The organism is Janthinobacterium sp. FT14W (genome assembly GCF_009208755.1).
Taxonomy (GTDB): domain Bacteria; phylum Pseudomonadota; class Gammaproteobacteria; order Burkholderiales; family Burkholderiaceae_D; genus Janthinobacterium; species Janthinobacterium violaceinigrum.
In genome coordinates, this window is sequence record NZ_WFLL01000003.1 from 1 (window position 1) to 22,462 (window position 22,462).

Below are 22,462 nucleotides of genomic sequence, written 5' to 3' on the forward strand. Positions count from 1 at the left end.
AAGGACCGTAGCGTGGCGGAATGTCGCGCCAAGGGGCGCCTGTGCGCAAGCGCCATAGGATGCCATTGATCACGTGCCGATGCTCGACATACACGTGACCGTGATGGGGATTGGACGGCAGATGGGGTGCAAGTTTGCGCCACTGCTTTTCAGTAAGGTCAGTTCGGCTCATCGTCCTATGACCATTCAACCCTAATTAAGTTCAGTCAGACAGACCCTAGCGCCGTCCCGGTCCCGGACGCTTCTCGGAAAAGAATTCCTGGCGCAGGAAGGCCATCAGTTCGGCCGTGTCTTCCACGCGGGCGCTGAGGTTGACGTTGCGGCCCAAACGCCGCGATTCCCACACGAAGTCGCCTGGCTTCTCGGCACGGATCAGCTGGATCATCTTCTTGATGATGGCCGTTTCGATATCGGGCTCGTTGCCCAGCTCCACTTTTTCCTGCTTCAGCCAATTGCGCTTGAAGTTGCCGTTCCAGCCCTTGAACTTGACTTCGGCACTGAACGAGGTCTGGTTGACGATGGAAAACACGCCGCCCGAATCCTCGCGGTCGCTGCCGGAATTGCGTCCTTGCGCGCCGGCGATATTCGCCCTGGCCACGCGCATGGCGCGGTCGTTTTCGCTTTCCTCGGCCGGCGGCGCGGGATTCTGCGCCTCGCGCTGCTTGCGGCGCTGTTCGATCATCGAACTCATGTCTTCGGCCGGCGGCGGCGGCAACGGCACTTTCGACACCAGCGGCGGCGTGAACGTTTCCAGTTTCGGCTTGTCGCGCGGCACATCCTTCGTCACCACGCGCTTGCTGGGCGCCGGCGGCGGTTTCACCTTGGCAACTTTCGTGTCCTTTGGTTTCGGCGTGGGTTTCGGCTGCGGCTTCGGTTGCGGCTTGTCCTTCAGCGGCGCGATATATACCATCGCACTTTCCTTCTTCGGCGGCGGAATCTTTTCGATCTTGTCGCTGCGTAACAGGACATACGCGGCGAGCAGCACGTGCAACAAGACGGACACGCCCAGCGCAACCTTGCGCGTGGTGCTGGTCCTGGACCCGTAGGCCGGTGGTGGCTGGATCAATTGACCGCACGTGGGGCAATAATCGGAGTCTGCAGCCATCAAATGGGTCGTGTCATGCAAAATGAATCGTGCTTTCTGTGTAGCGACAAAAGTAATCTTACAGGGCAGCCATAGTGCCAGAGTCCCTTGCTTTTGGGAACACTTCCTGTACATTTCCAACCCGAAGCGTACAGGATAGCGGTATTCCTTGCAGCCCAAGCTAGGGTACCCGAGCCGCCTCTTGACGGTTGTTACCGTATGTATCACTCCCCATACAAAACCGGCGCCGCATTCACGCAGGAATGGGGCGCCGGTCACGGGTCAGCCAGGTGCTCAGGCCTTGCCGTCGAGTGCCACCAGTTGCTCGTCCGTCAATGGACCCGTACCGCTGTACTTGTCCAGGAACAAATAGATGACGGGCGTGATAAACAGGGTTATCACTTGCGAAAACAATAATCCGCCCACCACGGCCAGGCCCAGCGGCTGGCGCAGCTCGGCGCCGGCACCCAGGCCCAGGGCGATCGGCAAGGCACCCATCAGGGCCGCCGCCGACGTCATCATGATGGGACGGAAACGCAGGATACAGGCCTGGCGGATGGCCTCGGGCGGGCTCATGCCTTCATTGCGCTGCGCATGCAGGGCAAAGTCGATCATCATGATGGCGTTTTTCTTGACGATACCGATCAGCATCAAAATACCGATGATGGCAATCATCGTCAGGTCCATGCCGAACAGGCGCAAGGTCAATAGCGCCCCCACGGCCGCCGACGGCAAGCCGGCCAGGATGGTCAGCGGGTGGATATAGCTTTCATACAGCACACCGAGCAGCACATAGATCACGGCCAGCGCGGCGATGATGAGGATGATCTGGCTCGACTGCGAATCCTGGAACACGGCCGCATCGCCGCCGTAGCGCGTGATGATGGAAGCCGGCAAGCTCATTTCCTTGCCCATCACGTCGATCTTGCCCGTGGCGATGCCCAGCGGCACGTCCGGCGCCAGGTTGAAGGCGATCGTCACGGCCTGCAGCTGCCCCTGGTGGTTGACGGCCGTGGGACCGATCGTGCGTTCCACATAGGCAATACTGGACAGTTTCACCAGCTCGCCCGACTTGCTGCGCACGGACACGCGCGTGAGCGCATCGTCATACTGGCGGTCCGGCGTGGCCGCTTCCAGGATCACGTAATAGCTGGCTGCCGAGGAATAGATGGTCGACACTTGCCGCTCGCCAAAGGCGCTGTACAGGGCCGTGCGGATGTCGGACATTTGCACGCCCAGCAGATTGGCCTTGTCGCGGTCGATCCGGAGCGATGCCTGCAAGCCCTTGATCTGGGAATCGCTGGTGACGTCGCGGAAGGCCGGGTCGGCACGCATGCCTGCAATAAATTTTTCCGCCCAGTCATTCAAGGCATCGGGACTGACGCTTTGCAAGGTGTACTGGTAACGGCTCTTGCTCTGGCGCCCGCCCAGCTGCAAGTTTTGCACGGGACGGAAATACACGGCCATGCCGGGCACGGCACTCGTTGCGCGGCGCAGGTTTTCCAGCACCACGGGCATTTTCGGCCGTTCGCTGCGCGGTTTCAGCACCATGAACATGCGGCCCGTGTTGCCCCCGCCGACGAACGAAGTCACATCCTGCACGCTGGGGTCCGCCTTGAGCACGGCTGCCACGCGGGCTTGCAAATCCTGCAATGCCGCCGAGGAAATATCTTCCGACGCTTCCGTATTCACCTGGATCTGGCCCAGGTCTTCCTCGGGGAAGAAGCCTTTCGGTATCGTCGCGTACAGCAACACCGTCAGCGCGAAAGTACACACGGCAATGAACAGCACCACGTTGCGGTGCGCCAGGGCCTTGTCGAGCAAATGCACGTAGCCGTTGCGCAATTTCGTGAAACCCGCCTCGAAGTGGCGGCCGATGAAGGACTTTTCGCCATGCGTGGGGTCGTTGTCATTGTGCTCGCGCGAATCGGCCGGCAGGAAGCGGCTGGCCAGCATCGGCACCAGGGTCAGCGACACGATGGCCGACACCAGGATGGAGAGCGAGACGACGACGGCAAACTCGTGGAACAGCAAGCCGATCACGCCCGGCATGAAGAAGATGGGGATGAACACGGCCACCAGCGAGACGGAAATCGAGATGATGGTAAAGCCCATTTCCTTGGCGCCCACCAGGGCCGCCTGGATCGGTTTCTTGCCCATTTCGATATGCCGCACGATGTTTTCCAGCACCACGATGGCATCGTCGACCACCAGGCCCACGGCCAGGGTGATGCCCAACAGGGAAACGTTGTCGAGGCTATAGCCGAGCCAGTACAGCAGGGCCAGCGCGCCGAGCAGGGAAATGGGCATGGTGACGGCCGGAATGAAGGTGGCCGCCGCGCGGTGCAGGAACAGGAAGATCACCAGTACCACGAGGATCACGGTCAGGGCCAGGGTCAGGTTGACGTCGTGAATGGCTTCGCGGATCGAGACGGAACGGTCGTTGACCAGGCTGATCTGGATGGAAGCAGGCAATTGCGCCTTGAAACCGGGCAAGAGTTTGCGCACGGCGTCGACCACTTGCACCGTGTTCGCATCCGGTTGGCGCTGCACCAGCAAGGTGATCGAGCGCTCGCCATTGAAACTGCCCGCCGTCTTGGTCGACTGGAAACTGTCTTCCACCTGGGCCACTTCCTTCAGGCGCACGGGCTGGCCATTGCGCGTGGCGACGATGAGCTCGGCAAAATCGGCCGCCTTCATCATTTGCGGGTTGCCCTGGATGGTCAGAGTCTGGCTGGGGCCGTCGAGGATGCCCAGCGGCGAATTCGTGTTCGACGCGCGCAGCGCGGTGGCCAGCTCGTCCATGGTCAGGTTGCGCGCGTTCATCAGGTCGGCACGGGCACGCACGCGCACGGCGAAGCGTTTCTGGCCATTCACGCTGACCTGGGCCACGCCAGGCAAGGTCGACAGGCTGGGCGCGATCAGGTTTTCCGCATAATCATTCAGGTCCGACAAGTTCAGCGATGGCGAAGTCATCTGGATGAACAGCACGGGCGCATCGGCCGGATTGACTTTGCGGTAGGACGGCAAGTCCGTCATTTCCGTGGGCAACTGGCGCTGCGCGCGCAGCAGCGCCGCCTGCACGTCGACGGCGGCCTCGTTGACATTGATGCTGGCGTCAAACTCCAGGGTCAGCGAAGTATTGCCCAGCGTACTCGTGGAGGTGATCAGGCTCAGGCCCGCGATGGTAGAAAACTGCTTTTCCAGCGGCAAGGCAACGGAAGACGCCATGGTATCGGGGCTGGCGCCGGCCAGGTCGGCGCTGACATTGATGACGGGCGTGTTATAGCTCGGCAAGGCTGCCACGGGAATGTGGCCATACGCCAGCACGCCGGCCAGGATGATGCTCAAGGACAACAGCACCACCATGACGGGGCGGCGAATGCTCAGTTCGGACAGGTTCATGCTGGCTTGCCTTGCGGTGCGACGGCGCCATCGGCGGCCTTGTGTTTGTCCGCCAGGCGCACCTTGCCGCCCGGACGCAGGTTCTGCTTGCCGTCGACGATGACTTTTTCATCGCCGTTCAAGCCCGTGACGACGGCATTCGGGCCGAACGCATACACGCGGGCAATCTTGCGCACCTTGGCCGTGTTGTCGGGCTCCATCGAATACACGAAGATGCCCGTGGTATTGGTGATAATGGCGTTTTGTGGGATGACCAGCGCATCCTTGAGCGTGCGCACGGTCAGCTGCGTATTCACATACTGGCCGGGCCACAGGTCGGTGCTGCCGTTATTGAAACGGGCTTTGACCTTGATCACACCCGTGGCGGGATCGACGGCATTGTCGATGAAGTTCAGTTTGCCTTCGAGCTGCTTGCCGCCCGCGTCGGACAGCAAGGCCGTGACGGGCACGTCGCCCGCTTTCTGCGCCGCCAGCAAGCCTGACAGACTGCTTTCAGGCAAGGTGAACGACACGTCGATGGGATCGAGCTGGGTAATGCTGGTCAGGGACGTGGTCGGCTGCACCAGGCTGCCCGCGTAGACATTGATCGCGCCCACGCGGCCGCCCTGCGGCGCGCGCAGGACGGTGTAGCTGGAGTCGACCTGGGCGGCGCGCAAGGCGGCCTGGTCTGCGGCCAGCAAGGCGCGGGCCGCGTCCAGCTGGCTTTGCAGGGTATCGACGGCGCCCTGGGCGATGAAATTCTTGCTCAGCAAATCCTGGCTGCGCTTGAGCTGGCGCTCGAAGTCCTGCACCGAGGCACGGTCGCGCAAGACCTGCGCCTGCGCCTTGTCCGCATTCGCATGCTCGCTGCGCGCATCGAGCGTGAACATCAGCTCGCCCTGCTTGACGAACTGGCCTTCGCGGATATGCACCTTGGTAATCGTGCTGGTCGTCTGCGGATGCAGGTCGACGCTGCTGATCGGCATCACGCTGCCATTGGCTTGCAGCACCATCGGCACATCCTGGCGCAGCGGCGCAACCACGCTCACCGTGGTCGGCGCCTGTCCGCCCTTGCCCCCTTTGCCGTCCTGGCCGCCGGCAGCTGCGCCGGACTGATGGTTGAAATACCAGATGCCGCCACCGATACACAGGGCCGCACCCACGAGGATTGCCAGACTAGTCTTTTTCATTGTTCTGTCACGCTGTTGCAGCGCAGGGCTGCAGGTTGAATGTAGTTGCCAGGGGGCATAAAAGCACAATATTGTCGCACGGAAATGCCTACTTTCCAGCGTAATACTCTGGCACGATGAGGGTGACTTCCAGTCCGCCGTCGGCATGATTGGCCAGCAAGACCGTGGCGCCATGCTGCTCGGCGATATTGCGCGCGATGGTCAGGCCCAGGCCCGTGCCGCCCGATTCGCGCGAACGCGATGTCTCGATGCGGTAAAACGGTTCGAACACTTTCGCCAGTTGATCCGGCGCAATACCCGGCCCGCCATCGCGGATGCGGATGCGTGCCGCGCCCGCGATGCGCTCGACGGTCACCTGCGCATACAGGCCATATTTGACGGCATTGTCGATCAGGTTCACGAGGCAGCGCCGCATGGCGATGGGACGGGCCATCAAGGCCATGCCGGCCTGCCCGCCCAGGGTAACTTTTTGGCCGGCATCGGCCGCGTCGGAGCAGACGCTGTCGAGCAGGGAATCGAGATCGAGCGCCTGCATCGCCTCCGTGCTGTCCATCGAACGGGCCAGATCCAGCCCTTCCTTGACCATGCTCTGCATGGCCGACAAATCGCCCACCAGGCGGTCATACAATTCCGTGTCAGCCACTTTTTCCAGGCGCAGGCGCAAGCGCGTCAGCGGCGTTTGCAAATCGTGCGTGATGGCGGCCAGCATTTGCGTGCGCTGGGAAATATGCTGGCGGATGCGCGCCTGCATGGCATTGAAGGCGGCGCTGGCCTGGCGGATTTCGCTGGCCCCGGACAGGGTCAGCGGCGGATGGTTGATGTCGTTGCCCAGGTCTTTCGCCGCCTGCGCCAGCTGCTTGAGCGGGCGCATGGTCATGCGCGTGACCAGGTAGGCGAGGATGGCAATGCTGATCAGGAAAGGCAGCAAGGTCATCCAGTCGTTGTGTTCATTGAACGAGGGCTGCTGGCGTGGCGGCAAGACCATCAGGCGCAGCACGTGGCCGTCCTGCATGCGCACGTCGAGGTTTTCGCACGTGCCGCCCCACGGCTTGGCGGCAAACATGCCCGGCGACTGGCGCGGCTTGATGCAGGCGGCGGGACGCTCGGCCAGCGCGCTGACCTTGAAACCTTCGCCCAGCTTGGCTTGCAGGGCCGTGGAAAATTCCGTCGGCGCGCCGGGCGTATGTTCCGTCTCGGGACGCAGCTCCAGGCGCACGCTGCCCTTGTTGGCCACTTTCAGGTAGGCGGCGCGCGACGCCAGCGGCACCACGTCGGCCGCCATCACCAGCTGCTCGGCCCGTTCAACGGCATGGTAGTCGCGGTATTGCTCGATGGCGCGCTGGCGTTCGCCCACGGCCAGCCACTGCGTCAGCGCCGCAGAAGCAACGATGCCGATCAGCAAAAACATGAAGACGCGGCCCGTCATCGACCCCAGGAAGGCCTTCACGCGTGGGGCTCCACATTGACCTGCCCGGCCAGCACGTAGCCGCCGTTGCGCACGGTTTTGATGATTTGCGGCAAGCGCGCATCTTCACCGAGCTTTTGCCGCAGGCGGCTGATCTGGATATCGATCGAGCGGTCGAACGGGTCGGCGTCGCGCCCCTGCGTCAGGTTCAGCAGCTGGTCGCGGTTGAGCACGCGGTTCGGGTGTTCCAGGAACACGCGCAGCAAGCGGAATTCCGCCCCCGACAGCATGATCACCAGGCCGCTGGGATTGAGCAGATGGCGGGCCGTCAAGTCCAGGGTCCAGCCGGAAAAGCGGATTTGCTGCGCCTTGTCCGACGGTACGTTCGATGGCATGGCATGGCTGCGGCGCAAGACGCTGCGTATGCGCGCCAGCAATTCGCGGGGCTCGAACGGTTTCGGCAAATAATCGTCGGCGCCCATTTCCAGGCCCAGGATGCGATCCAGCGGCTCATTGCGCGCCGTCAGCATGATCACGGGCACCGTCGATTGGGCGCGCAGCTTGCGGCACAAGGTCAGGCCGTCGTCGCCAGGCAGGTTCAAATCGAGCACGATCAGGTCGGGCCGCGTTTCATCGAGGATTTTCCACATGGCCGTGCCATCTGCCGCGCCCAGGGTGCGGTAGGCGTTCGTTTCCAGGTAATCCGCCAGCAAGCTGCGGATATCGCGGTCATCGTCGACGATGAGAATTGTAGAAGTGGGTTCCATGGTACGAATTATCCCCACTTCCCCCGCCCTTGCACAACGCATTTGTATCGTCTTGTATATAGGAGACCCGAAGAAACATATAGATACAAACTGTCTGGCAGCGGACACTTCGGGGAAACATGGCGCGTCCAACATGGATTCATGTGCAGCAACATGTACATCCCTCATCTTTTACAAAGTTTACAAAGGAATCCAGATGAACGCCTCAATGACAACCTTGCGCAAGAATTTGATCATCGCCATGAGCGTACTCGGCATGGGTGCGGCATCGCTGACCGTCCACGCCCAGGAAGCGGCCGCCAGCGCGCCTGCCGCCAGTACCAAGATGCAACACGATGGCCAGCACCGCGGCGGCAATCCTGCCGAACGCATGGCCAAGTACCAGGCCCGCCTGCACGACAAGCTGAAGCTGACCGCCGCACAGGAACCGGCCTGGGCCACATTCACGGCCGCCAATGCGCCGAAAAAGCCCATGGGCGACTGGAAAGCCAAGCGCGAAGCGTTTGCGAAGCTGTCGGCGCCGGAACGCATGGAACAATGGATCGCCATGTCGAAGGAACGTATTGCCAGCCAGGAAAGCCGCCTGGCCGCGCTGAAAACCTTCTACGCCGTGCTGACGCCGGAGCAAAAGAAAGTGTTTGACGACAGCGTTCCTGGCGGCAAGCACGGCGGTATGCGCGGCCATCGCGGTGGCCACCATGGCATGCAGCAGGCGCCGAAAGCCGGCTAAGTTTTCGCTGGCGTAGAAACAGAAAAAGCCTGCGATGCAGGCTTTTTCTTATTGACAAGACAAGTGACCGCTTACTGCCCGTCGAGCTTGCGCAATGAGGTCAGGAAGGTCGCCGCATTCTGGAAGCCGATCACGCGCGACTGGGGAATTTCCTGTCCTTGCTGGTTGAACATGATGATGCCTGGCGGGCCGAACAGCTGAAAACGTTTCAGCATGGCCTTGTCGTCCCCATCATTGGCCGTCACGTCCACTTGCAGCAGCACGGCTTGCCCCATCTTCTCGCGCACGGCGGGATCGACAAAGGTCAGTTTTTCCATTTCGATGCAGGATACGCACCAGTCCGCGTAAAAGTCCAGCAAGGCTGGCTTGCCATTGAGCTGGGCCAGCGCCGCATCGAGCTGCGCCACGGTCTTGACGCGCGTAAACGCTTGCGCGTGCACCTGGCCACCGCCCAGGTGCGCCAGCGGCGCCAGCGGGTCGCGGCCACCGCTGGCCACGCCGACCAGCTGCAGCACGCCCAGCACGGCAAACACGAGGCCGAAGGCCTTGGCGACCCAGGCGTTGTTCGCGCCGCTCTTGCCCACCAGCAAATACATGCCGTAGCCGACGAACAGGACCGTCCAGCCCAGCATCTGCACGGCGCCCGGCAGCACGGGCGAGACCAGCCACCAGGCCACGCCCAGCAGCAGCACGCCGAAGAAGCGCTTGACGGCATCCATCCAGGCGCCGGCGCGCGGCAGCAAGGTGCCGGCCGACACGCCCACCAGGATCAGGGGCACGCTCATGCCCACGGCCATGGCGAACAGGGCGCTGCCGCCGATGACGACGTCGCGCGTCTGGCTGATGTACAGCAAGGCGCCGGCCAGCGGCGCGGCCACGCACGGTCCCACGATCAGGGCGGAAATAGCGCCCATGACGAACACGCCCGCCAGGCGGCCCGACGATTGCTGGTTCGACACGGACGTCAGCTTGCCTTGCAGGAAGGCCGGCACTTGCAGCTCATAAAAGCCGAACATCGACAGCGACAGGCCCGCCATCAGCAGGGCAAAGAAACCCAGCACCCACGGATTTTGCAGCTTGGCCGCCAGGCCTTCGCCGGCCAGGCCGGCCGCCACGCCCAGCGCCGTGTAGACGATGGCCATGCCGAGCGCATACGTCAGCGACAGCAGCAAGCCGCGCGAACGGCTGACCTTGGCGCCATCGCCGACGATGATCGACGACAGGATGGGTACCATCGGCAGCACGCACGGCGTGAATGCCAGCCCCAGGCCCAGCAGCATGAACAGGGGCACGATGACGAGCAGCTTGCCGCCTTTCAGCGCCGATTCGATCTTGCCCATCTCGTTCTGCGCCGGCGCCGGCTTGGCCGCCACGGGGGCAGCGGCGACAGGATCGGGGGTACTGGTGATATCGGCACTGGCGATGCTCATCACGGATACGCCAGGCGAGGCCTGCGCCTGCGGGCCGTTGACGGCCGCCGTGTCGACTGCCGGTGCGGCCGGCAAGGCGAACTTCGATGGCAGGCCGGCACCGGGCGCCACGCTCTGGCCGCCGCCACCGCCCACCAGCTGGGCCGTCGCATCCTGCGGCGCATAGCACAGGCCCTTGTCGGAACAGCCCTGGCCCGTCGCCTTCAGGGTAAAGGCGCCGGCCGCTTCCACGGGTATCGTGATGGTCAGGGTCTTGCGGAACGTTTCCACATTCTTCTGGAAGGTGTCGTCGAACTTGACTTTGCCAGCCGGATACACGGGGGTACCCAGCCTGGCGCCCACGGCGTCGAATTTGAAGCGCTCGTGATACATATAGTAGCCATCGGCGATCACGTAGGTGACGGCGATGGTGGACGGGTCCTGCATGCGGGCTGAAAATTTAAAAGCCAGCTCGGGATCGAGGAATTCATCGTCGGCGCGGGCATGGCCGGCGCCAAAAATGGCAATCAGCAGGAAGCAGCAGGCGGCAAACCAGGTGAGCAAGGGATGGCGTGGCGCGGCGCGCGCGGTGGCGCTGGAGGGGAAACGGGACATGAACTACCTTTTCGACCATTCGACAGAGGACGCGCGGAGCAGGCAGCGCTTGTGCCGGGCCGGCGCGAAAGGAGAATAGTACACTGCAGTAAGAATAGCTGCAGCAGAAAACAAAAAAGCCAGGCTAGGCCTGGCTTTCCTTGATGCGGATGCCGCTACTGGGATTACTCGCCAGCAACTTCAACTGCTTCGGTCGTATCTGGACGATCCATCAGTTCAACGAACGCCATAGGAGCGTTATCGCCGACGCGGAAACCCATTTTCAGGATACGCACATAACCACCGTTACGGTTGGCGAAACGTGGGCCCAGTTCAGCGAACAGTTTGACGACCATTTCACGGTCGCGCAGGCGGTTGAAGGCCAGACGCTTGTTTGCCAGGGAGTCGGTTTTGCCCAGGGTCAGAATTGGCTCGACAACGCGGCGCAGTTCTTTTGCTTTTGGCAGGGTGGTTTTGATCGCTTCGTGACGCAGCAGCGATACTGTCATGTTGCGCAGCATTGCCAGACGGTGGGACGAGGTACGATTCAGTTTACGGAGGCCGTGACCGTGACGCATGATAAATCCTTTCGGTGAGTGTTTAAATTCCAGTTCTTCGATCAGCTGATCGGGAAACCCCTGACAGCCGCGGACCGGTTTGGTACTACAAAATAAAAGCCTGGGACACCTGTCCCAGGCAGTTTGCTACAACTACGAATTACTTTTCCAGGCCGGCAGGCGGCCAGTTTTCCAGCTTCATGCCCAAGGTCAAGCCGCGCGATGCCAGCACTTCCTTGATTTCGTTCAGGGACTTGCGGCCCAGGTTTGGCGTTTTCAGCAGTTCGTTTTCCGAACGTTGGATCAGGTCGCCGATGTAGTAGATGTTTTCCGCTTTCAGGCAGTTCGCCGAACGCACGGTCAACTCCAGGTCGTCGACTGGACGCAACAGGATAGGATCGACCAGCGGAGCGCGCGATGGCGCTTCGGCGGCGGCTTCCGTGCCTTCCAGGGCAGCGAACACATTCAACTGGTCCACCAGGACGCGGGCCGACTGGCGGATCGCTTCTTCCGGCGAGATCACGCCGTTGGTTTCGATGTTGATGATCAGCTTGTCCAGGTCGGTACGCTGTTCCACGCGGGCCGATTCAACGAAGTACGATACACGGCGCACTGGCGAGAACGACGCATCCAGGATGATGCGGCCGATGGTCTTGTTCGTGTCTTCCGACAGGCGACGCACGTTACCAGGAACGTAGCCGCGGCCTTTTTCAACCTTGATCTGCATGTCCAGCTTGCCACCAGCGGTCAGGTGGGCGATCACGTGGTCAGGGTTGATCAGTTCGACGTCATGCGGCAGGTCGATATCGGAGGCCAGGATCGCGCCTTCGCCTTCTTTTTTCAGGGTCAGGGTTACCGAATCGCGGTTGTGGACTTTGAAAACCACACCCTTCAAGTTCAGCAACAGATCGACGACGTCTTCTTGCACGCCATCGAGGGAGGAATATTCGTGGACGACGCCAGCGATCGTCACTTCGGTCGGCGCGTAGCCTACCATCGACGACAGCAGAACGCGGCGCAACGCGTTACCCAATGTGTGGCCATAGCCGCGCTCGAACGGTTCCATCACGACCTTGGCGTGACCTGCACCGAGAGCTTCAACATCGATAATACGTGGCTTCAACAAACTGTTTTGCATGAAATGTCCTTTTCAATACCCTCGGCTCATTACACCGATAAGGCTGATGGCATTAGTAAAACGCCCACCCGAAAGAAAACGAGTGGGCGGTGATGGTGCTAACTACTATTAACGCGAGTACAGCTCGACGATCAGCGATTCGTTGACGTCGTTAGCGATTTCGTTACGCTCTGGCAGGGACTTGAAGGTACCTTCCATTTTCTTGGCATCAACCGAAACCCAGCTAGGCATACCAACTTGTTCAGCCAGCGACAGTGCTTCAACGATACGCACTTGCTTTTTCGATTTTTCACGAACAGCGATGATGTCACCAACTTTAACTGCGTACGAAGCGATGTTCACAACGATACCGTTCACGGTGAACGCTTTGTGGCTGACCAGTTGACGCGCTTCAGCGCGGGTCGAGCCAAAGCCCATGCGGTAGCAAACGTTGTCCAGACGGGTTTCCAGCAACTTCAACAGCGTTTCGCCGGTGTTGCCTTTACGACGGTCTGCTTCAGCGAAGTAGCGGCGGAATTGACGTTCCAGCACGCCGTACATGCGCTTGACTTTTTGCTTTTCGCGCAGTTGGTTACCGTAGTCCGAGGTGCGGGCGCCGGATTTGACACCGTGCTGGCCTGGTTTGACGTCCAGTTTGCACTTGCTGTCCAGCGAGCGACGTGCGCTCTTCAGGAACAGGTCTGTACCTTCACGGCGGGAAAGTTTTGCTTTAGGTCCGATATAACGTGCCACGATACTTCCTTTTTTTAAATGATAACGCCCCAGCCACATGCATGATCAAACACACTGATGCGGTTAGGCGCTAGTCTGATTTGGTTTCAATCAGACGGTGGCTGAAAACGAAAAACCCGTCAAACAGGATTTGACAGGCAAGAACAGCCGGGCAGTATAACCGTTTCCGGCTCCCTGCTCCAGCGTTTTCACACAACTGTACTGAGTTACAACAGACAGCAAAGCAGCTGGCGCCGAAGCGCCCTCTGCAACACTATCTTAGATACGACGACGTTTCGGTGGACGGCAACCGTTGTGCGGTACCGGCGTCACGTCCTGGATCTCGGTGATCTTGATGCCCAGGTTGTTCAGCGCGCGAACGGCGGATTCACGACCAGGACCTGGGCCCTTGATACGTACTTCCAGGTTCTTCACGCCACACTCAACAGCCACTTTACCAGCGGCTTCCGCGGCGACCTGCGCTGCGAATGGGGTCGATTTACGCGAACCCTTGAAGCCAGCACCGCCGGAGGTAGCCCACGACAAGGCATTGCCTTGACGATCGGTGATGGTAATGATGGTGTTATTGAACGAAGCGTGGACATGTGCGATGCCTTCAGCGACGTTCTTTTTAACTTTTTTACGCACGCGTGCTGATGCGGCGTTATTTTGCGACTTAGCCATAATTATTCCCTAGCGGATTATTTTTTCAGCGATTGAGCGGCTTTACGCGGTCCCTTGCGGGTACGTGCGTTCGTACGCGTACGCTGGCCACGGCAAGGCAGACCCTTACGATGACGCATGCCGCGGTAGCAACCCAGATCCATCAAACGCTTGATGTTCATGGACAGTTCACGACGCAGATCGCCTTCGACGATGAATTTACCTACTTCATCGCGCAGTTTTTCCAGTTCGCTGTCATCCAGATCTTTGATCTTTTTGTTGGTTGCTACACCGGTCGATGCACAGATTTTCTCTGCGCGTGGACGGCCCACACCGTAGATGGCTGTCAGGCCGATAACGGTATGCTGATGATTTGGGATATTAACCCCTGCAATACGTGCCATTTGTTATTCCTCGATTAACCTTGACGCTGCTTGTGACGTGGTTCCACGCAGATTACGCGGACTACGCCTTTGCGCTTGATGATCTTGCAGTTGCGGCAGATCCGCTTGACTGATGCGAGAACTTTCATTTTGGGGCTCTTTCTTTCGCTTCTTTGGTTTGATTCACTGTGTTACTTGGTACGGAACACAATGCGGGCTCGGCTCAGGTCGTACGGCGTTAACTCCACCGTCACCTTGTCTCCAGGGAGAATGCGAATATAGTTCATCCGCATTTTACCTGAAATATGCCCGAGCACCACGTGTCCGTTCTCCAGCTTCACTCGAAATGTTGCATTTGGGAGATTCTCAAGAATCTCGCCCTGCATCTGTATGACGTCGTCTTTTGCCATTCGGTATGTTTACCGCGCTTAACGCGTCGGAATTCCGCCCTTGAAATTTGCTTTGCGCAGCAGCGAATCATATTGCTGCGACATCACGTAGTTCTGTACTTGCGCCATGAAATCCATGGTGACAACTACAATAATCAATAAAGAAGTACCGCCGAAATAGAATGGTACTTTCCACTGGGCTTGCATAAATTCCGGCAATAAACACACCAGGGTGATGTAGACTGCGCCGGCAAGTGTCAAGCGTGTCAGGATCTTGTCGATGTAACGGGCTGTCTGTTCGCCTGGACGGATCCCGGGAATGAACGCACCGCTTTTCTTCAAGTTATCCGCTGTTTCCTTGCTGTTAAATACCAGCGCTGTATAGAAGAAACAGAAAAACACGATCGCCACTGCGTACAACAGCGCATGGATAGGCTCACCAGGCCCCATCGATGCTGCCAAATCTTTCAAGAACCGCACCGCAGGGTTAGCGTTGTCGGCGCCCTTTGAAAACCAGTCCACGATAGTGGCCGGGAACAAGATGATCGAAGAAGCAAAGATCGGCGGGATCACGCCGGCCATGTTCAGCTTCAACGGCAAATGGCTGGTTTGACCGCCATAAATCTTGTTGCCTACCTGGCGCTTCGCGTAGTTGACCAATATTTTGCGCTGACCACGTTCGACGAATACGACGAAGTACGTTACCAGTGCTACCAGGATCACGATGAAAATCGCGCTGAAGCTGCCGATCGAACCATTCGACACCTGAGTGAACAAGCCACCCAACGCCGACGGCAGACCTGCTGCAATCCCGGCAAAAATGATGATCGAGATGCCATTACCCAAACCACGCTCGGTAATTTGCTCACCCAACCACATCAAAAACATTGTTCCGGTCAACAAAGTGACGACCGTCACGAAGCGGAATGCAAGACCAGGTTCCAACACCAGACCAGCTTGCGACTCCAGTGCGACTGCAATGCCTAACGCTTGGAACAGTGCCAGGGCAACCGTGAAATACCGGGTGTACTGGGTGATCTTGCGACGACCTGCTTCGCCTTCTTTTTTCAACGCTTCCATCTGCGGTGACACGATCGACAGCAATTGCATGATGATCGAGGCCGAGATATAAGGCATGATACCCAGCGCAAACACTGTAAAACGAGACAAGGCACCGCCCGAGAACATGTTGAACATGCCCAGGACGCCGCCTTCGTGCTCCTTGAACAGCGAGGCTAATTGTGTCGGGTCAATCCCGGGAACCGGGACGTGAGCACCGATACGATAAACCACCAATGCGCCAAGCAAAAACCAGAGCCGTCCCCAAGGGAAACCGGCCGCTGCACTTTTAGCAAGTTGTGGATTAGTCGCCAATTTTCGCTCCGATCAAGCTGTTAGCGGTCAACTCAGGCTACCGAGCCGCCGGCTGCTTCGATGGCTGCTTTCGCGCCAGCGGACACTTTCAAGCCCTTCAAATTCACCGCTTTGGTGATTTCGCCGGACAAGATCACGCGCACGTCACGGGCCAACACGCCCAGAACGCCAGCTTGCTTCAAGACCAGAATGTCGACATCGCCAACAGCCAGGTTGTTCAGATCGGACAGGCGCACTTCAGCTTTGAAGGTTGCGTGCATCGATTTGAAACCGCGCTTAGGCAGACGGCGTTGCAGAGGCATCTGACCGCCTTCGAAACCGACTTTATGAAAGCCGCCCGAACGCGATTTCTGACCTTTGTGACCACGACCCGAGGTTTTACCCAGGCCGGAGCCGATACCGCGACCGACGCGACGCTTGTAGTGCTTAGCGCCTTCGGCTGGTGCAATAGTATTCAATTCCATGATTTGCTCCGTTCGTGTAAGCCCGAAGGCTTACCCGACAACTTTAACGAGATACGATACTTTATTGATCATGCCGCGTACGGATGGGGTGTCTTGCAACTCGGAAACCGAATTTACACGACGCAGACCCAGACCGCGCACGGTAGCGCGATGCGATTCGCGCGTACCGATCAAGCCCTTGACCAATTGCACTTTGACTGTGTTTGTCATTTTGTCCACCTTAAGCCAGAATGTCTTCGACCGACTTGCCGCGCTTGGCAGCGATATCGGAAGCAGTGCTCATTTTCGACAGGCCGTCCAGCGTAGCGCGTACCAGGTTGTATGGGTTGTTCGAACCGGTGGATTTCGCCACCACGTCCGTCACGCCCATCACTTCGAAGATAGCGCGCATTGCGCCACCAGCGATAACGCCAGTACCAGGCTTAGCTGGGTTCATCAGGACCTTGGAGGCGCCGTGACGACCAACAACCGTGTGATGCAAGGTACCGTTTTTGAGCGGCACTTTGATCAGGTTGCGACGGGCTTCTTCCATTGCCTTCTGCACGCCAACTGGCACTTCTTTCGATTTGCCCTTGCCCATGCCGACGCGGCCATCGCCATCACCAACTACGGTCAGCGCGGCGAAACCCATGATACGACCACCCTTGACCACTTTGGTCACGCGGTTGATCGCGATCATTTTTTCGCGCATGCCATCATCCGGCTTGTCGCTTTGCATTTTTGCTTGCATTTTTGCCATGATTGATCCTTAGAACTTCAGACCGGCTTCGCGTGCGGCTTCTGCCAACGCTTTCACACGGCCGTGGTAACGGAAACCGGAGCGGTCAAACGCAACTTCGGTAATCCCTGCTTTCAACGCTTTTTCAGCGACGCGCTTGCCGATCAAGGCTGCAGCAGCGGCATTGCCGCCTTTGCCGGATTGGCCTGCCAGTTCAGCGCGAACTTCCGCTTCAGCCGTCGAGGCCGAAACCAGGACTTTAGCGTCCGGGCTGATCAGGTTGGCGTAAATGTGCAGGTTGGTGCGATGCACCGACAAGCGATTTACTTTCAATTCCGCAATCTTGATGCGGGTTTGGCGTCCGCGGCGAAGCCGTGATTCTTTCTTATCCATCGTCAGCCCCTAATTACTTCTTCTTGGTTTCTTTAAGCTTAACCACTTCGTCCGCATAGCGAACGCCCTTGCCTTTATACGGCTCAGGAGCGCGGTAAGCACGAACTTCAGCGGCGACCTGGCCAACCTGTTGACGGTCGATACCTTTAATCAGGATCTCGGTCGGGGTTGGTGTTGCGCAGGTAACGCCGGCTGGCATGTCATGCACTACAGGGTGCGAGAAACCCAGGGACAGATTCAGCTTGTCGCCTTGAGCTTGCGCCTTGTAACCCACGCCTACCAGGTTCAGCTTTTTCTCGAAACCCTTGGTGACGCCAACAACCATGTTGTTGACCAGTGCGCGCAGCGTGCCGGACATGGCATTGGCTTCGCGGCTGTCGTTCGCCACGTCGAAACTCAGGGTTCCTGCATTGTTTTCTACTTTGACCAGGCCGGTGAGGGCTTGGGAAAGCACGCCCAGCGGGCCTTTTACGGTGATCGCTTGTGCGGAGATGGCGACTTCGGCGCCAGCTGGCACTACGATAGGCATTTTAGCTACTCGAGACATGTGTAACTCCTTAAGCCACGTAGCAAATAACTTCGCCGCCGACACCGGTAGCGCGTGCTTTGCGGTCAGTCATGACGCCTTGCGGAGTCGACACGATCGCCACACCCAAGCCATTCATCACAACAGGGATCTCGTCTTTACCCTTGTAGACGCGCAGGCCCGGACGGGACACGCGCTCCAAGCGCTCAATAACGGGACGGCCAACATAATACTTCAAACCGATCTTCAGTTCCGCCTTGCCACCAGCTTCGGCAACAGCGAAATCTTCAATGTAACCCTCGTCCTTCAGGACGTTGGCAATCGCAATTTTGACTTTCGACGATGGCATGGCCACGGTCGTTTTTTGCACGCCTTGTGCGTTGCGAATGCGGGTCAGCATATCGGCGATAGGATCGCTCATACTCATTGCATATTCTCCTATTACCAGCTTGCTTTTGTCATACCCGGAATTTCACCACGCATGGCGAATTCACGGAGCTTGATACGACCCAGACCGAATTTACGGAATGTGCCGCGCGGACGACCGGTGATTGCGCAACGGTTACGTTGACGCGTCGGATTCGAGTTACGTGGCAGCGCTTGCAATTTCAAGCGCGCTTCGTAACGCTCTTCTTCCGATTTCGACTGGTCATCAACGATGGCCTTCAGCTCAGCGCGTTTGACGGCGAATTTCGCAGCCAGGTCTACACGCTTTTGCTCACGGTTAATCAGTGCCAATTTTGCCATGATCTCAGTTTCTGAACGGGAATTTAAAGGCGGCGAGGAGCGCTTTGGCTTCATCGTCGGTCTTAGCGGTTGTCGTGATGCTGATATTCATACCGCGCAACGCGTCAATCTTGTCGTACTCGATCTCAGGGAAGATGATCTGTTCCTTGACACCGATGTTGTAGTTACCACGACCATCAAATGCACGGCCGTTCACACCACGGAAATCGCGTACGCGCGGCAGAGCCACGGTAATGAAGCGATCCAGGAACTCGTACATGCGAGCGCCGCGCAGGGTGACCATCGTACCGATCGGATAACCTTCACGGATTTTGAAGCCTGCGATAGCTTTGCGCGACTTGGTGGTCACTGGCTTCTGGCCGGCGATCTTGGTCAAGTCAGCAACAGCGTGCTCGAGAACTTTTTTATCCGCGATAGCCTCACCAACACCCATGTTCAGGGTGATCTTGGTCAGGCGTGGAACTTCCATTACCGACTTGTAACCAAACTTGCTGGTCAGGTCGGCAACGACTTTTTCTTTATAGAATTCTTGGAGACGTGCCATGATTTCTTAAGCCTTCACTACTTCGCCGGAGGATTTAAAGACGCGGACTTTTTTGCCATCCACTTCTTTGAAACCCACGCGATCTGCCTTGCCAGTCGCTGCATTGAACAATGCAACGTTGGACACGTGAATTGGCATGGTCTTATCGACGATACCACCAGTTACGCCAGTCATCGGGTTTGGCTTAGTCGCTTTTTTAGCGATGTTAATGCCGTCAACCACGATATGTTCAGCATCGATACGCTGCTGTACCACACCACGTTTGCCCTTGTCTTTCCCGGTCAGAACGATGACTTCGTCGTTTTTACGAATCTTATCCATTACGACTCCTTACAGGACTTCCGGTGCCAGGGACACGATTTTCATGAACTTCTCAGTGCGCAGTTCGCGCGTGACAGGTCCAAAAATACGGGTACCGATCGGTTCCAGCTTGGCGTTCAACAGAACGGCGGCGTTGCCGTCGAACTTCACCAGGGAACCGTCTTGGCGGCGAACACCTTTAGCGGTGCGCACAACCACGGCGTTATAAATTTCACCTTTTTTGACACGGCCACGTGGCGCAGCAACCTTGACGGTTACCTTGATCACATCGCCAATGCCAGCATAACGGCGCTTGGAGCCGCCCAATACCTTGATGCACATTACTTCTTTGGCACCGGTATTGTCAGCCACTTCGAGCCGGCTTTCAGTTTGAATCATAGTATTCTCTTTCCCAACTTAAGCCGAAGAATCCACACAATGTAGACCCACGGTCAGTCTTGGTCCCGCCAGAGCCGCCCTGCTGGGCTTCACTGTTTGGGTGCATGACCTTCATACATCAACTGACCGCGAATGCTACTGTCTGTGGCCAGACACTTTGCGGCGTTACATGAACGAAGCCCGCAAGTATTACATACAATTTGCGGGCCTGCAAGTACTAATTAAAACCCACCGCCGAAACGGTGGTTTTTATTTAAACGGTTGGTGCGGCTTGAACCACACGTGTCACCGTCCATGCCTTCGTTTTGGAGATCGGGCGACCTTCCTGGATCTCGACCGTGTCACCGGCCTTGACTTGGTTGGTCTCGTCATGCGCGTGATACTTGTTCGAACGCATGATGATCTTGCCATACAAAGGATGTTTTACGTGGCGCTCGATCAGAACGGTAACGGTCTTGTCCATCTTGTCCGAAACCACTTTACCGATCAGCGTGCGCTTGAGCGACTGTTTCACTGGTTCGTTCATTTGGCTTCCTTCAGATTCATTACCGTCTTCACACGCGCGATATCGCGGCGTACCTTCTTGAGCTGCGAAGTGTTGCTCAGCTGCTGCGTAGCGATTTGCATGCGCAGGCCGAACTGTGCCTTCAACAGGTCATTCAGCTCTTTTTGCAGAGCTGGCTGGTCCTTGCCGCGGAGTTCAGATGCTTTCATATACAACTCCAATTATTGGCCGACTTGACGTACGACAAACGTCGTAGCCAGTGGCAGTTTAGCGGCGGCAAGACGGAATGCTTCCCGTGCCAGCGCTTCATCAACGCCATCCATTTCGTACAGTACTTTGCCTGGCTGAATTTCAGCGACGTAGTACTCAGGATTACCTTTACCGTTACCCATACGGACTTCAGCCGGTTTGTTCGAAATCGGTTTGTCCGGGAAAATACGGATCCAGATACGGCCACCGCGCTTGATGTGACGCGTCATTGCACGACGCGCCGCTTCAATTTGACGCGCAGTGATACGACCGCGCGCAACTGCCTTCAGACCGAATTCGCCAAACGACACGGCGGTGCCGCGGCTGTGCGAAATACCGGTATTACGGCCTTTCTGCTCTTTACGATACTTTCTGCGTGCTGGTTGCAGCATGATTATTCTCCTGCTTTCTCAGCTGGTGCTGCTGCGGCGGCCGGTTTAGCGGCGGTACGCACACGTGCACCTGGTGCTGTGGATGGTTTCGCACCGGCACCGGCTGGACGTGGACGGCCAGCTGGCTTGCCATCGTCACGGCGTGGGCCGCGGCTTTTCTTCTCGTCAGCTGGGGTATCGATGACTGGTGCATCGCCGTTAGGCGCGCGGTCACCTTTGTATACCCACACCTTGACACCGATGATGCCGTAGGTGGTCGACGCTTCGCTGGTACCGTAGTCGATATCGGCGCGCAGGGTATGCAGAGGCACGCGGCCTTCGCGATACCACTCTTTACGTGCGATTTCGATACCGTTCAGACGGCCGGACGACATGATCTTGATACCGAGAGCACCCAGGCGCATTGCATTTTGCATTGCGCGCTTCATGGCGCGGCGGAACATGATCCGTTTTTCCAGCTGCTGAGCGATCGAATCGGCGATCAGTTGCGAGTCGATTTCTGGCTTGCGAATTTCTTCGATGTTCACGTGAACAGGCACGCCCATGATCTTGGTCAGCGCCGACTTCAGTACTTCGATGTCTTCGCCTTTTTTACCAATGACCACGCCTGGACGCGAGCTGTAGATCGTGAAGCGCGCGTTCTTGGCTGGGCGCTCGATAACGATGCGGCCAACGGAAGCGTTCTTCAGTTTCTTTTTCAGGTAAGCACGTGCTTTCAAGTCTTCGTTCAGCATGGCAGCGAAATTACCGTTGCCTGCATACCAGCGCGAAGCCCAGTTACGGGTGACCGCCAGACGGAAACCGGTTGGATGAATTTTCTGACCCATCGTGGCTCCTTAGTTACCGACAGTCACGTAAACGTGACAGGATTGTTTCGAAATACGGTCGCCACGGCCTTTTGCACGCGCGGTGAAGCGCTTCAGGACGGGGCCCTTTTCGACGTAGATCGTTTTCACGAACAATTCGTCGATGTCCGCGCCATCATTGTGCTCGGCATTCGCAATAGCGGATTCCAGAACGCGTTTGATGATCGCAGCACCTTTTTTCGGGCTGAATTGCAAGATGTTGAGTGCAGCGTCAACTTTCTTGCCACGGATCAGGTCAGCAACCAGGCGGCCCTTTTGGTCCGACAGGCGCACACCTTTGAGGATAGCTTTAGTTTCCATTATTTCTTAGCCTTTTTGTCAGCTGCATGGCCCTTGAACGTACGGGTCAGTGCGAATTCGCCGAGCTTGTGACCAACCATGTTTTCGGAAACATAAACCGGCACGTGCAGCTTGCCGTTATGCACCGCGATCGTCAGGCCGATGAAGTCAGGCATGATTGTCGAACGACGCGACCAGGTTTTGATTGGCTTTTTGTCTTTGGCAGCTTGCGCGGCTTCAACTTTTTTCACCAGGTGGGCGTCACAGAACGGCCCTTTTTTCAATGAACGTGTCATGTGCTA

The 22,462-nt window shown here is 58.0% G+C and carries 32 protein-coding genes; 1 reads left to right on the forward strand and 31 read right to left on the reverse strand.

Translation table 11 applies throughout. The annotated features are described in order from the left end of the window. The 6 genes from GCN74_RS03530 to GCN74_RS03555 form a co-directional block, all read right to left on the reverse strand. Positions 1-172, reverse strand: a 172-nt coding sequence (locus tag GCN74_RS03530; protein WP_152255391.1) for a transposase, incomplete at its 3' end; no start/stop codon positions are given. 45 nt (positions 173-217) lie between these two features. Next, a complete protein-coding gene (locus GCN74_RS03535) occupies positions 218-1,105 on the reverse strand; it encodes a hypothetical protein (RefSeq protein WP_226938850.1) in 888 nt (295 codons plus the stop codon). A gap of 273 nt (positions 1,106-1,378) precedes the next feature. After that, entirely contained in the window at positions 1,379-4,489 is a 3,111-nt protein-coding gene (locus tag GCN74_RS03540; RefSeq protein WP_152255392.1) for an efflux RND transporter permease subunit, read from the reverse strand. Then, positions 4,486-5,658: an efflux RND transporter periplasmic adaptor subunit gene (locus GCN74_RS03545; protein WP_152255393.1), complete on the reverse strand. Its 1,173-nt coding sequence runs from the start codon at positions 5,656-5,658 to the stop codon at positions 4,486-4,488. Before GCN74_RS03545 ends, GCN74_RS03540 begins: the two co-directional genes overlap by 4 nt. An 88-nt stretch (positions 5,659-5,746) precedes the next feature. Next, complete coding sequence (locus GCN74_RS03550; protein WP_152255394.1) at positions 5,747-7,105, reverse strand: ATP-binding protein; 1,359 nt, start codon at positions 7,103-7,105, stop codon at positions 5,747-5,749. Next, positions 7,102-7,830 (reverse strand): response regulator, encoded by a 729-nt coding sequence (locus GCN74_RS03555; protein WP_034753223.1) that lies wholly within the window; start codon positions 7,828-7,830, stop codon positions 7,102-7,104. Before GCN74_RS03555 ends, GCN74_RS03550 begins: the two co-directional genes overlap by 4 nt. 196 nt (positions 7,831-8,026) lie before the next feature. Here GCN74_RS03555 and GCN74_RS03560 point away from each other — a divergent pair, with 196 nt between their 5' ends. Then, positions 8,027-8,560 carry a Spy/CpxP family protein refolding chaperone gene (locus GCN74_RS03560; RefSeq protein WP_226938851.1) on the forward strand — a complete coding sequence of 178 codons (534 nt, stop codon included), beginning with the start codon at positions 8,027-8,029 and terminating at the stop codon, positions 8,558-8,560. A gap of 71 nt (positions 8,561-8,631) precedes the next feature. Here the strand turns inward: GCN74_RS03560 and dsbD are convergent, their stop codons facing one another. The 25 genes from dsbD to rpsS all read right to left on the reverse strand — a co-directional run bounded on the left by dsbD (position 8,632) and on the right by rpsS (position 22,456). Continuing rightward, entirely contained in the window at positions 8,632-10,584 is a 1,953-nt protein-coding gene (dsbD, locus tag GCN74_RS03565; RefSeq protein WP_152255395.1) for a protein-disulfide reductase DsbD, read from the reverse strand. Between the two features lie 164 nt (positions 10,585-10,748). After that, positions 10,749-11,141 (reverse strand): 50S ribosomal protein L17, encoded by a 393-nt coding sequence (gene rplQ, locus GCN74_RS03570; protein WP_034753219.1) that lies wholly within the window; start codon positions 11,139-11,141, stop codon positions 10,749-10,751. Positions 11,142-11,280: 139 nt separating this feature from the next. Next, a complete protein-coding gene (locus GCN74_RS03575) occupies positions 11,281-12,258 on the reverse strand; it encodes a DNA-directed RNA polymerase subunit alpha (protein ID WP_008444343.1) in 978 nt (325 codons plus the stop codon). A 108-nt stretch (positions 12,259-12,366) separates the two neighbouring features. Continuing rightward, the gene (rpsD, locus tag GCN74_RS03580; RefSeq protein ID WP_071325659.1) at positions 12,367-12,990 is read right to left on the reverse strand and encodes a 30S ribosomal protein S4; all 624 of its coding nucleotides are present in this window, start codon (positions 12,988-12,990) and stop codon (positions 12,367-12,369) included. Positions 12,991-13,248: 258 nt separating this feature from the next. After that, on the reverse strand, positions 13,249-13,653 hold the full coding sequence (rpsK, locus tag GCN74_RS03585; protein WP_010394475.1) for a 30S ribosomal protein S11: 405 nt from the start codon (positions 13,651-13,653) through the stop codon (positions 13,249-13,251). Positions 13,654-13,670: 17 nt separating this feature from the next. Next, complete coding sequence (gene rpsM / locus GCN74_RS03590; protein WP_046681666.1) at positions 13,671-14,036, reverse strand: 30S ribosomal protein S13; 366 nt, start codon at positions 14,034-14,036, stop codon at positions 13,671-13,673. A 14-nt stretch (positions 14,037-14,050) separates the two neighbouring features. Next, complete coding sequence (rpmJ, locus tag GCN74_RS03595; protein ID WP_010394471.1) at positions 14,051-14,164, reverse strand: 50S ribosomal protein L36; 114 nt, start codon at positions 14,162-14,164, stop codon at positions 14,051-14,053. 42 nt (positions 14,165-14,206) lie between these two features. After that, on the reverse strand, positions 14,207-14,425 hold the full coding sequence (gene infA / locus GCN74_RS03600; protein ID WP_005663428.1) for a translation initiation factor IF-1: 219 nt from the start codon (positions 14,423-14,425) through the stop codon (positions 14,207-14,209). 18 nt (positions 14,426-14,443) lie between these two features. After that, positions 14,444-15,778, reverse strand: a complete 1,335-nt coding sequence (secY, locus tag GCN74_RS03605; RefSeq protein ID WP_010394438.1) for a preprotein translocase subunit SecY — start codon at positions 15,776-15,778, stop codon at positions 14,444-14,446. Between the two features lie 32 nt (positions 15,779-15,810). Beyond that, positions 15,811-16,242, reverse strand: a complete 432-nt coding sequence (rplO, locus tag GCN74_RS03610) for a 50S ribosomal protein L15 (RefSeq protein ID WP_034753211.1) — start codon at positions 16,240-16,242, stop codon at positions 15,811-15,813. A gap of 30 nt (positions 16,243-16,272) precedes the next feature. Then, positions 16,273-16,452 carry a 50S ribosomal protein L30 gene (gene rpmD / locus GCN74_RS03615; RefSeq protein WP_010394435.1) on the reverse strand — a complete coding sequence of 60 codons (180 nt, stop codon included), beginning with the start codon at positions 16,450-16,452 and terminating at the stop codon, positions 16,273-16,275. A 10-nt stretch (positions 16,453-16,462) separates the two neighbouring features. After that, positions 16,463-16,981, reverse strand: coding sequence for a 30S ribosomal protein S5 (gene rpsE, locus GCN74_RS03620; RefSeq protein ID WP_010394433.1), 519 nt, complete (start codon positions 16,979-16,981; stop codon positions 16,463-16,465). Between the two features lie 9 nt (positions 16,982-16,990). Continuing rightward, complete coding sequence (gene rplR / locus GCN74_RS03625; RefSeq protein WP_010394431.1) at positions 16,991-17,353, reverse strand: 50S ribosomal protein L18; 363 nt, start codon at positions 17,351-17,353, stop codon at positions 16,991-16,993. Positions 17,354-17,366: 13 nt separating this feature from the next. Continuing rightward, positions 17,367-17,900 carry a 50S ribosomal protein L6 gene (gene rplF / locus GCN74_RS03630; RefSeq protein ID WP_071325661.1) on the reverse strand — a complete coding sequence of 178 codons (534 nt, stop codon included), beginning with the start codon at positions 17,898-17,900 and terminating at the stop codon, positions 17,367-17,369. 10 nt (positions 17,901-17,910) lie between these two features. Next, positions 17,911-18,306 carry a 30S ribosomal protein S8 gene (rpsH, locus tag GCN74_RS03635; protein WP_071325662.1) on the reverse strand — a complete coding sequence of 132 codons (396 nt, stop codon included), beginning with the start codon at positions 18,304-18,306 and terminating at the stop codon, positions 17,911-17,913. A 14-nt stretch (positions 18,307-18,320) separates the two neighbouring features. Further along, positions 18,321-18,626, reverse strand: a complete 306-nt coding sequence (gene rpsN / locus GCN74_RS03640; protein ID WP_131375588.1) for a 30S ribosomal protein S14 — start codon at positions 18,624-18,626, stop codon at positions 18,321-18,323. 4 nt (positions 18,627-18,630) lie between these two features. Continuing rightward, complete coding sequence (gene rplE, locus GCN74_RS03645; RefSeq protein WP_010394421.1) at positions 18,631-19,170, reverse strand: 50S ribosomal protein L5; 540 nt, start codon at positions 19,168-19,170, stop codon at positions 18,631-18,633. 6 nt (positions 19,171-19,176) lie between these two features. Further along, positions 19,177-19,491, reverse strand: coding sequence for a 50S ribosomal protein L24 (gene rplX, locus GCN74_RS03650; protein ID WP_010394419.1), 315 nt, complete (start codon positions 19,489-19,491; stop codon positions 19,177-19,179). A gap of 9 nt (positions 19,492-19,500) precedes the next feature. Next, entirely contained in the window at positions 19,501-19,869 is a 369-nt protein-coding gene (rplN, locus tag GCN74_RS03655) for a 50S ribosomal protein L14 (protein WP_008444317.1), read from the reverse strand. A 253-nt stretch (positions 19,870-20,122) separates the two neighbouring features. Further along, complete coding sequence (gene rpsQ / locus GCN74_RS03660; protein ID WP_010394415.1) at positions 20,123-20,395, reverse strand: 30S ribosomal protein S17; 273 nt, start codon at positions 20,393-20,395, stop codon at positions 20,123-20,125. After that, a complete protein-coding gene (rpmC, locus tag GCN74_RS03665) occupies positions 20,392-20,583 on the reverse strand; it encodes a 50S ribosomal protein L29 (RefSeq protein WP_010394412.1) in 192 nt (63 codons plus the stop codon). The genes rpsQ and rpmC overlap by 4 nt, the downstream gene beginning before the upstream one ends. A 12-nt stretch (positions 20,584-20,595) precedes the next feature. Then, positions 20,596-21,015: a 50S ribosomal protein L16 gene (gene rplP / locus GCN74_RS03670; protein ID WP_038497037.1), complete on the reverse strand. Its 420-nt coding sequence runs from the start codon at positions 21,013-21,015 to the stop codon at positions 20,596-20,598. 2 nt (positions 21,016-21,017) lie between these two features. Then, on the reverse strand, positions 21,018-21,842 hold the full coding sequence (rpsC, locus tag GCN74_RS03675; RefSeq protein WP_034753199.1) for a 30S ribosomal protein S3: 825 nt from the start codon (positions 21,840-21,842) through the stop codon (positions 21,018-21,020). Between the two features lie 9 nt (positions 21,843-21,851). Next, positions 21,852-22,184 carry a 50S ribosomal protein L22 gene (gene rplV / locus GCN74_RS03680; protein ID WP_170840583.1) on the reverse strand — a complete coding sequence of 111 codons (333 nt, stop codon included), beginning with the start codon at positions 22,182-22,184 and terminating at the stop codon, positions 21,852-21,854. Next, positions 22,181-22,456, reverse strand: a complete 276-nt coding sequence (rpsS, locus tag GCN74_RS03685; RefSeq protein WP_008444295.1) for a 30S ribosomal protein S19 — start codon at positions 22,454-22,456, stop codon at positions 22,181-22,183. The genes rplV and rpsS overlap by 4 nt, the downstream gene beginning before the upstream one ends. Positions 22,457-22,462: the final 6 nt, after the last annotated feature.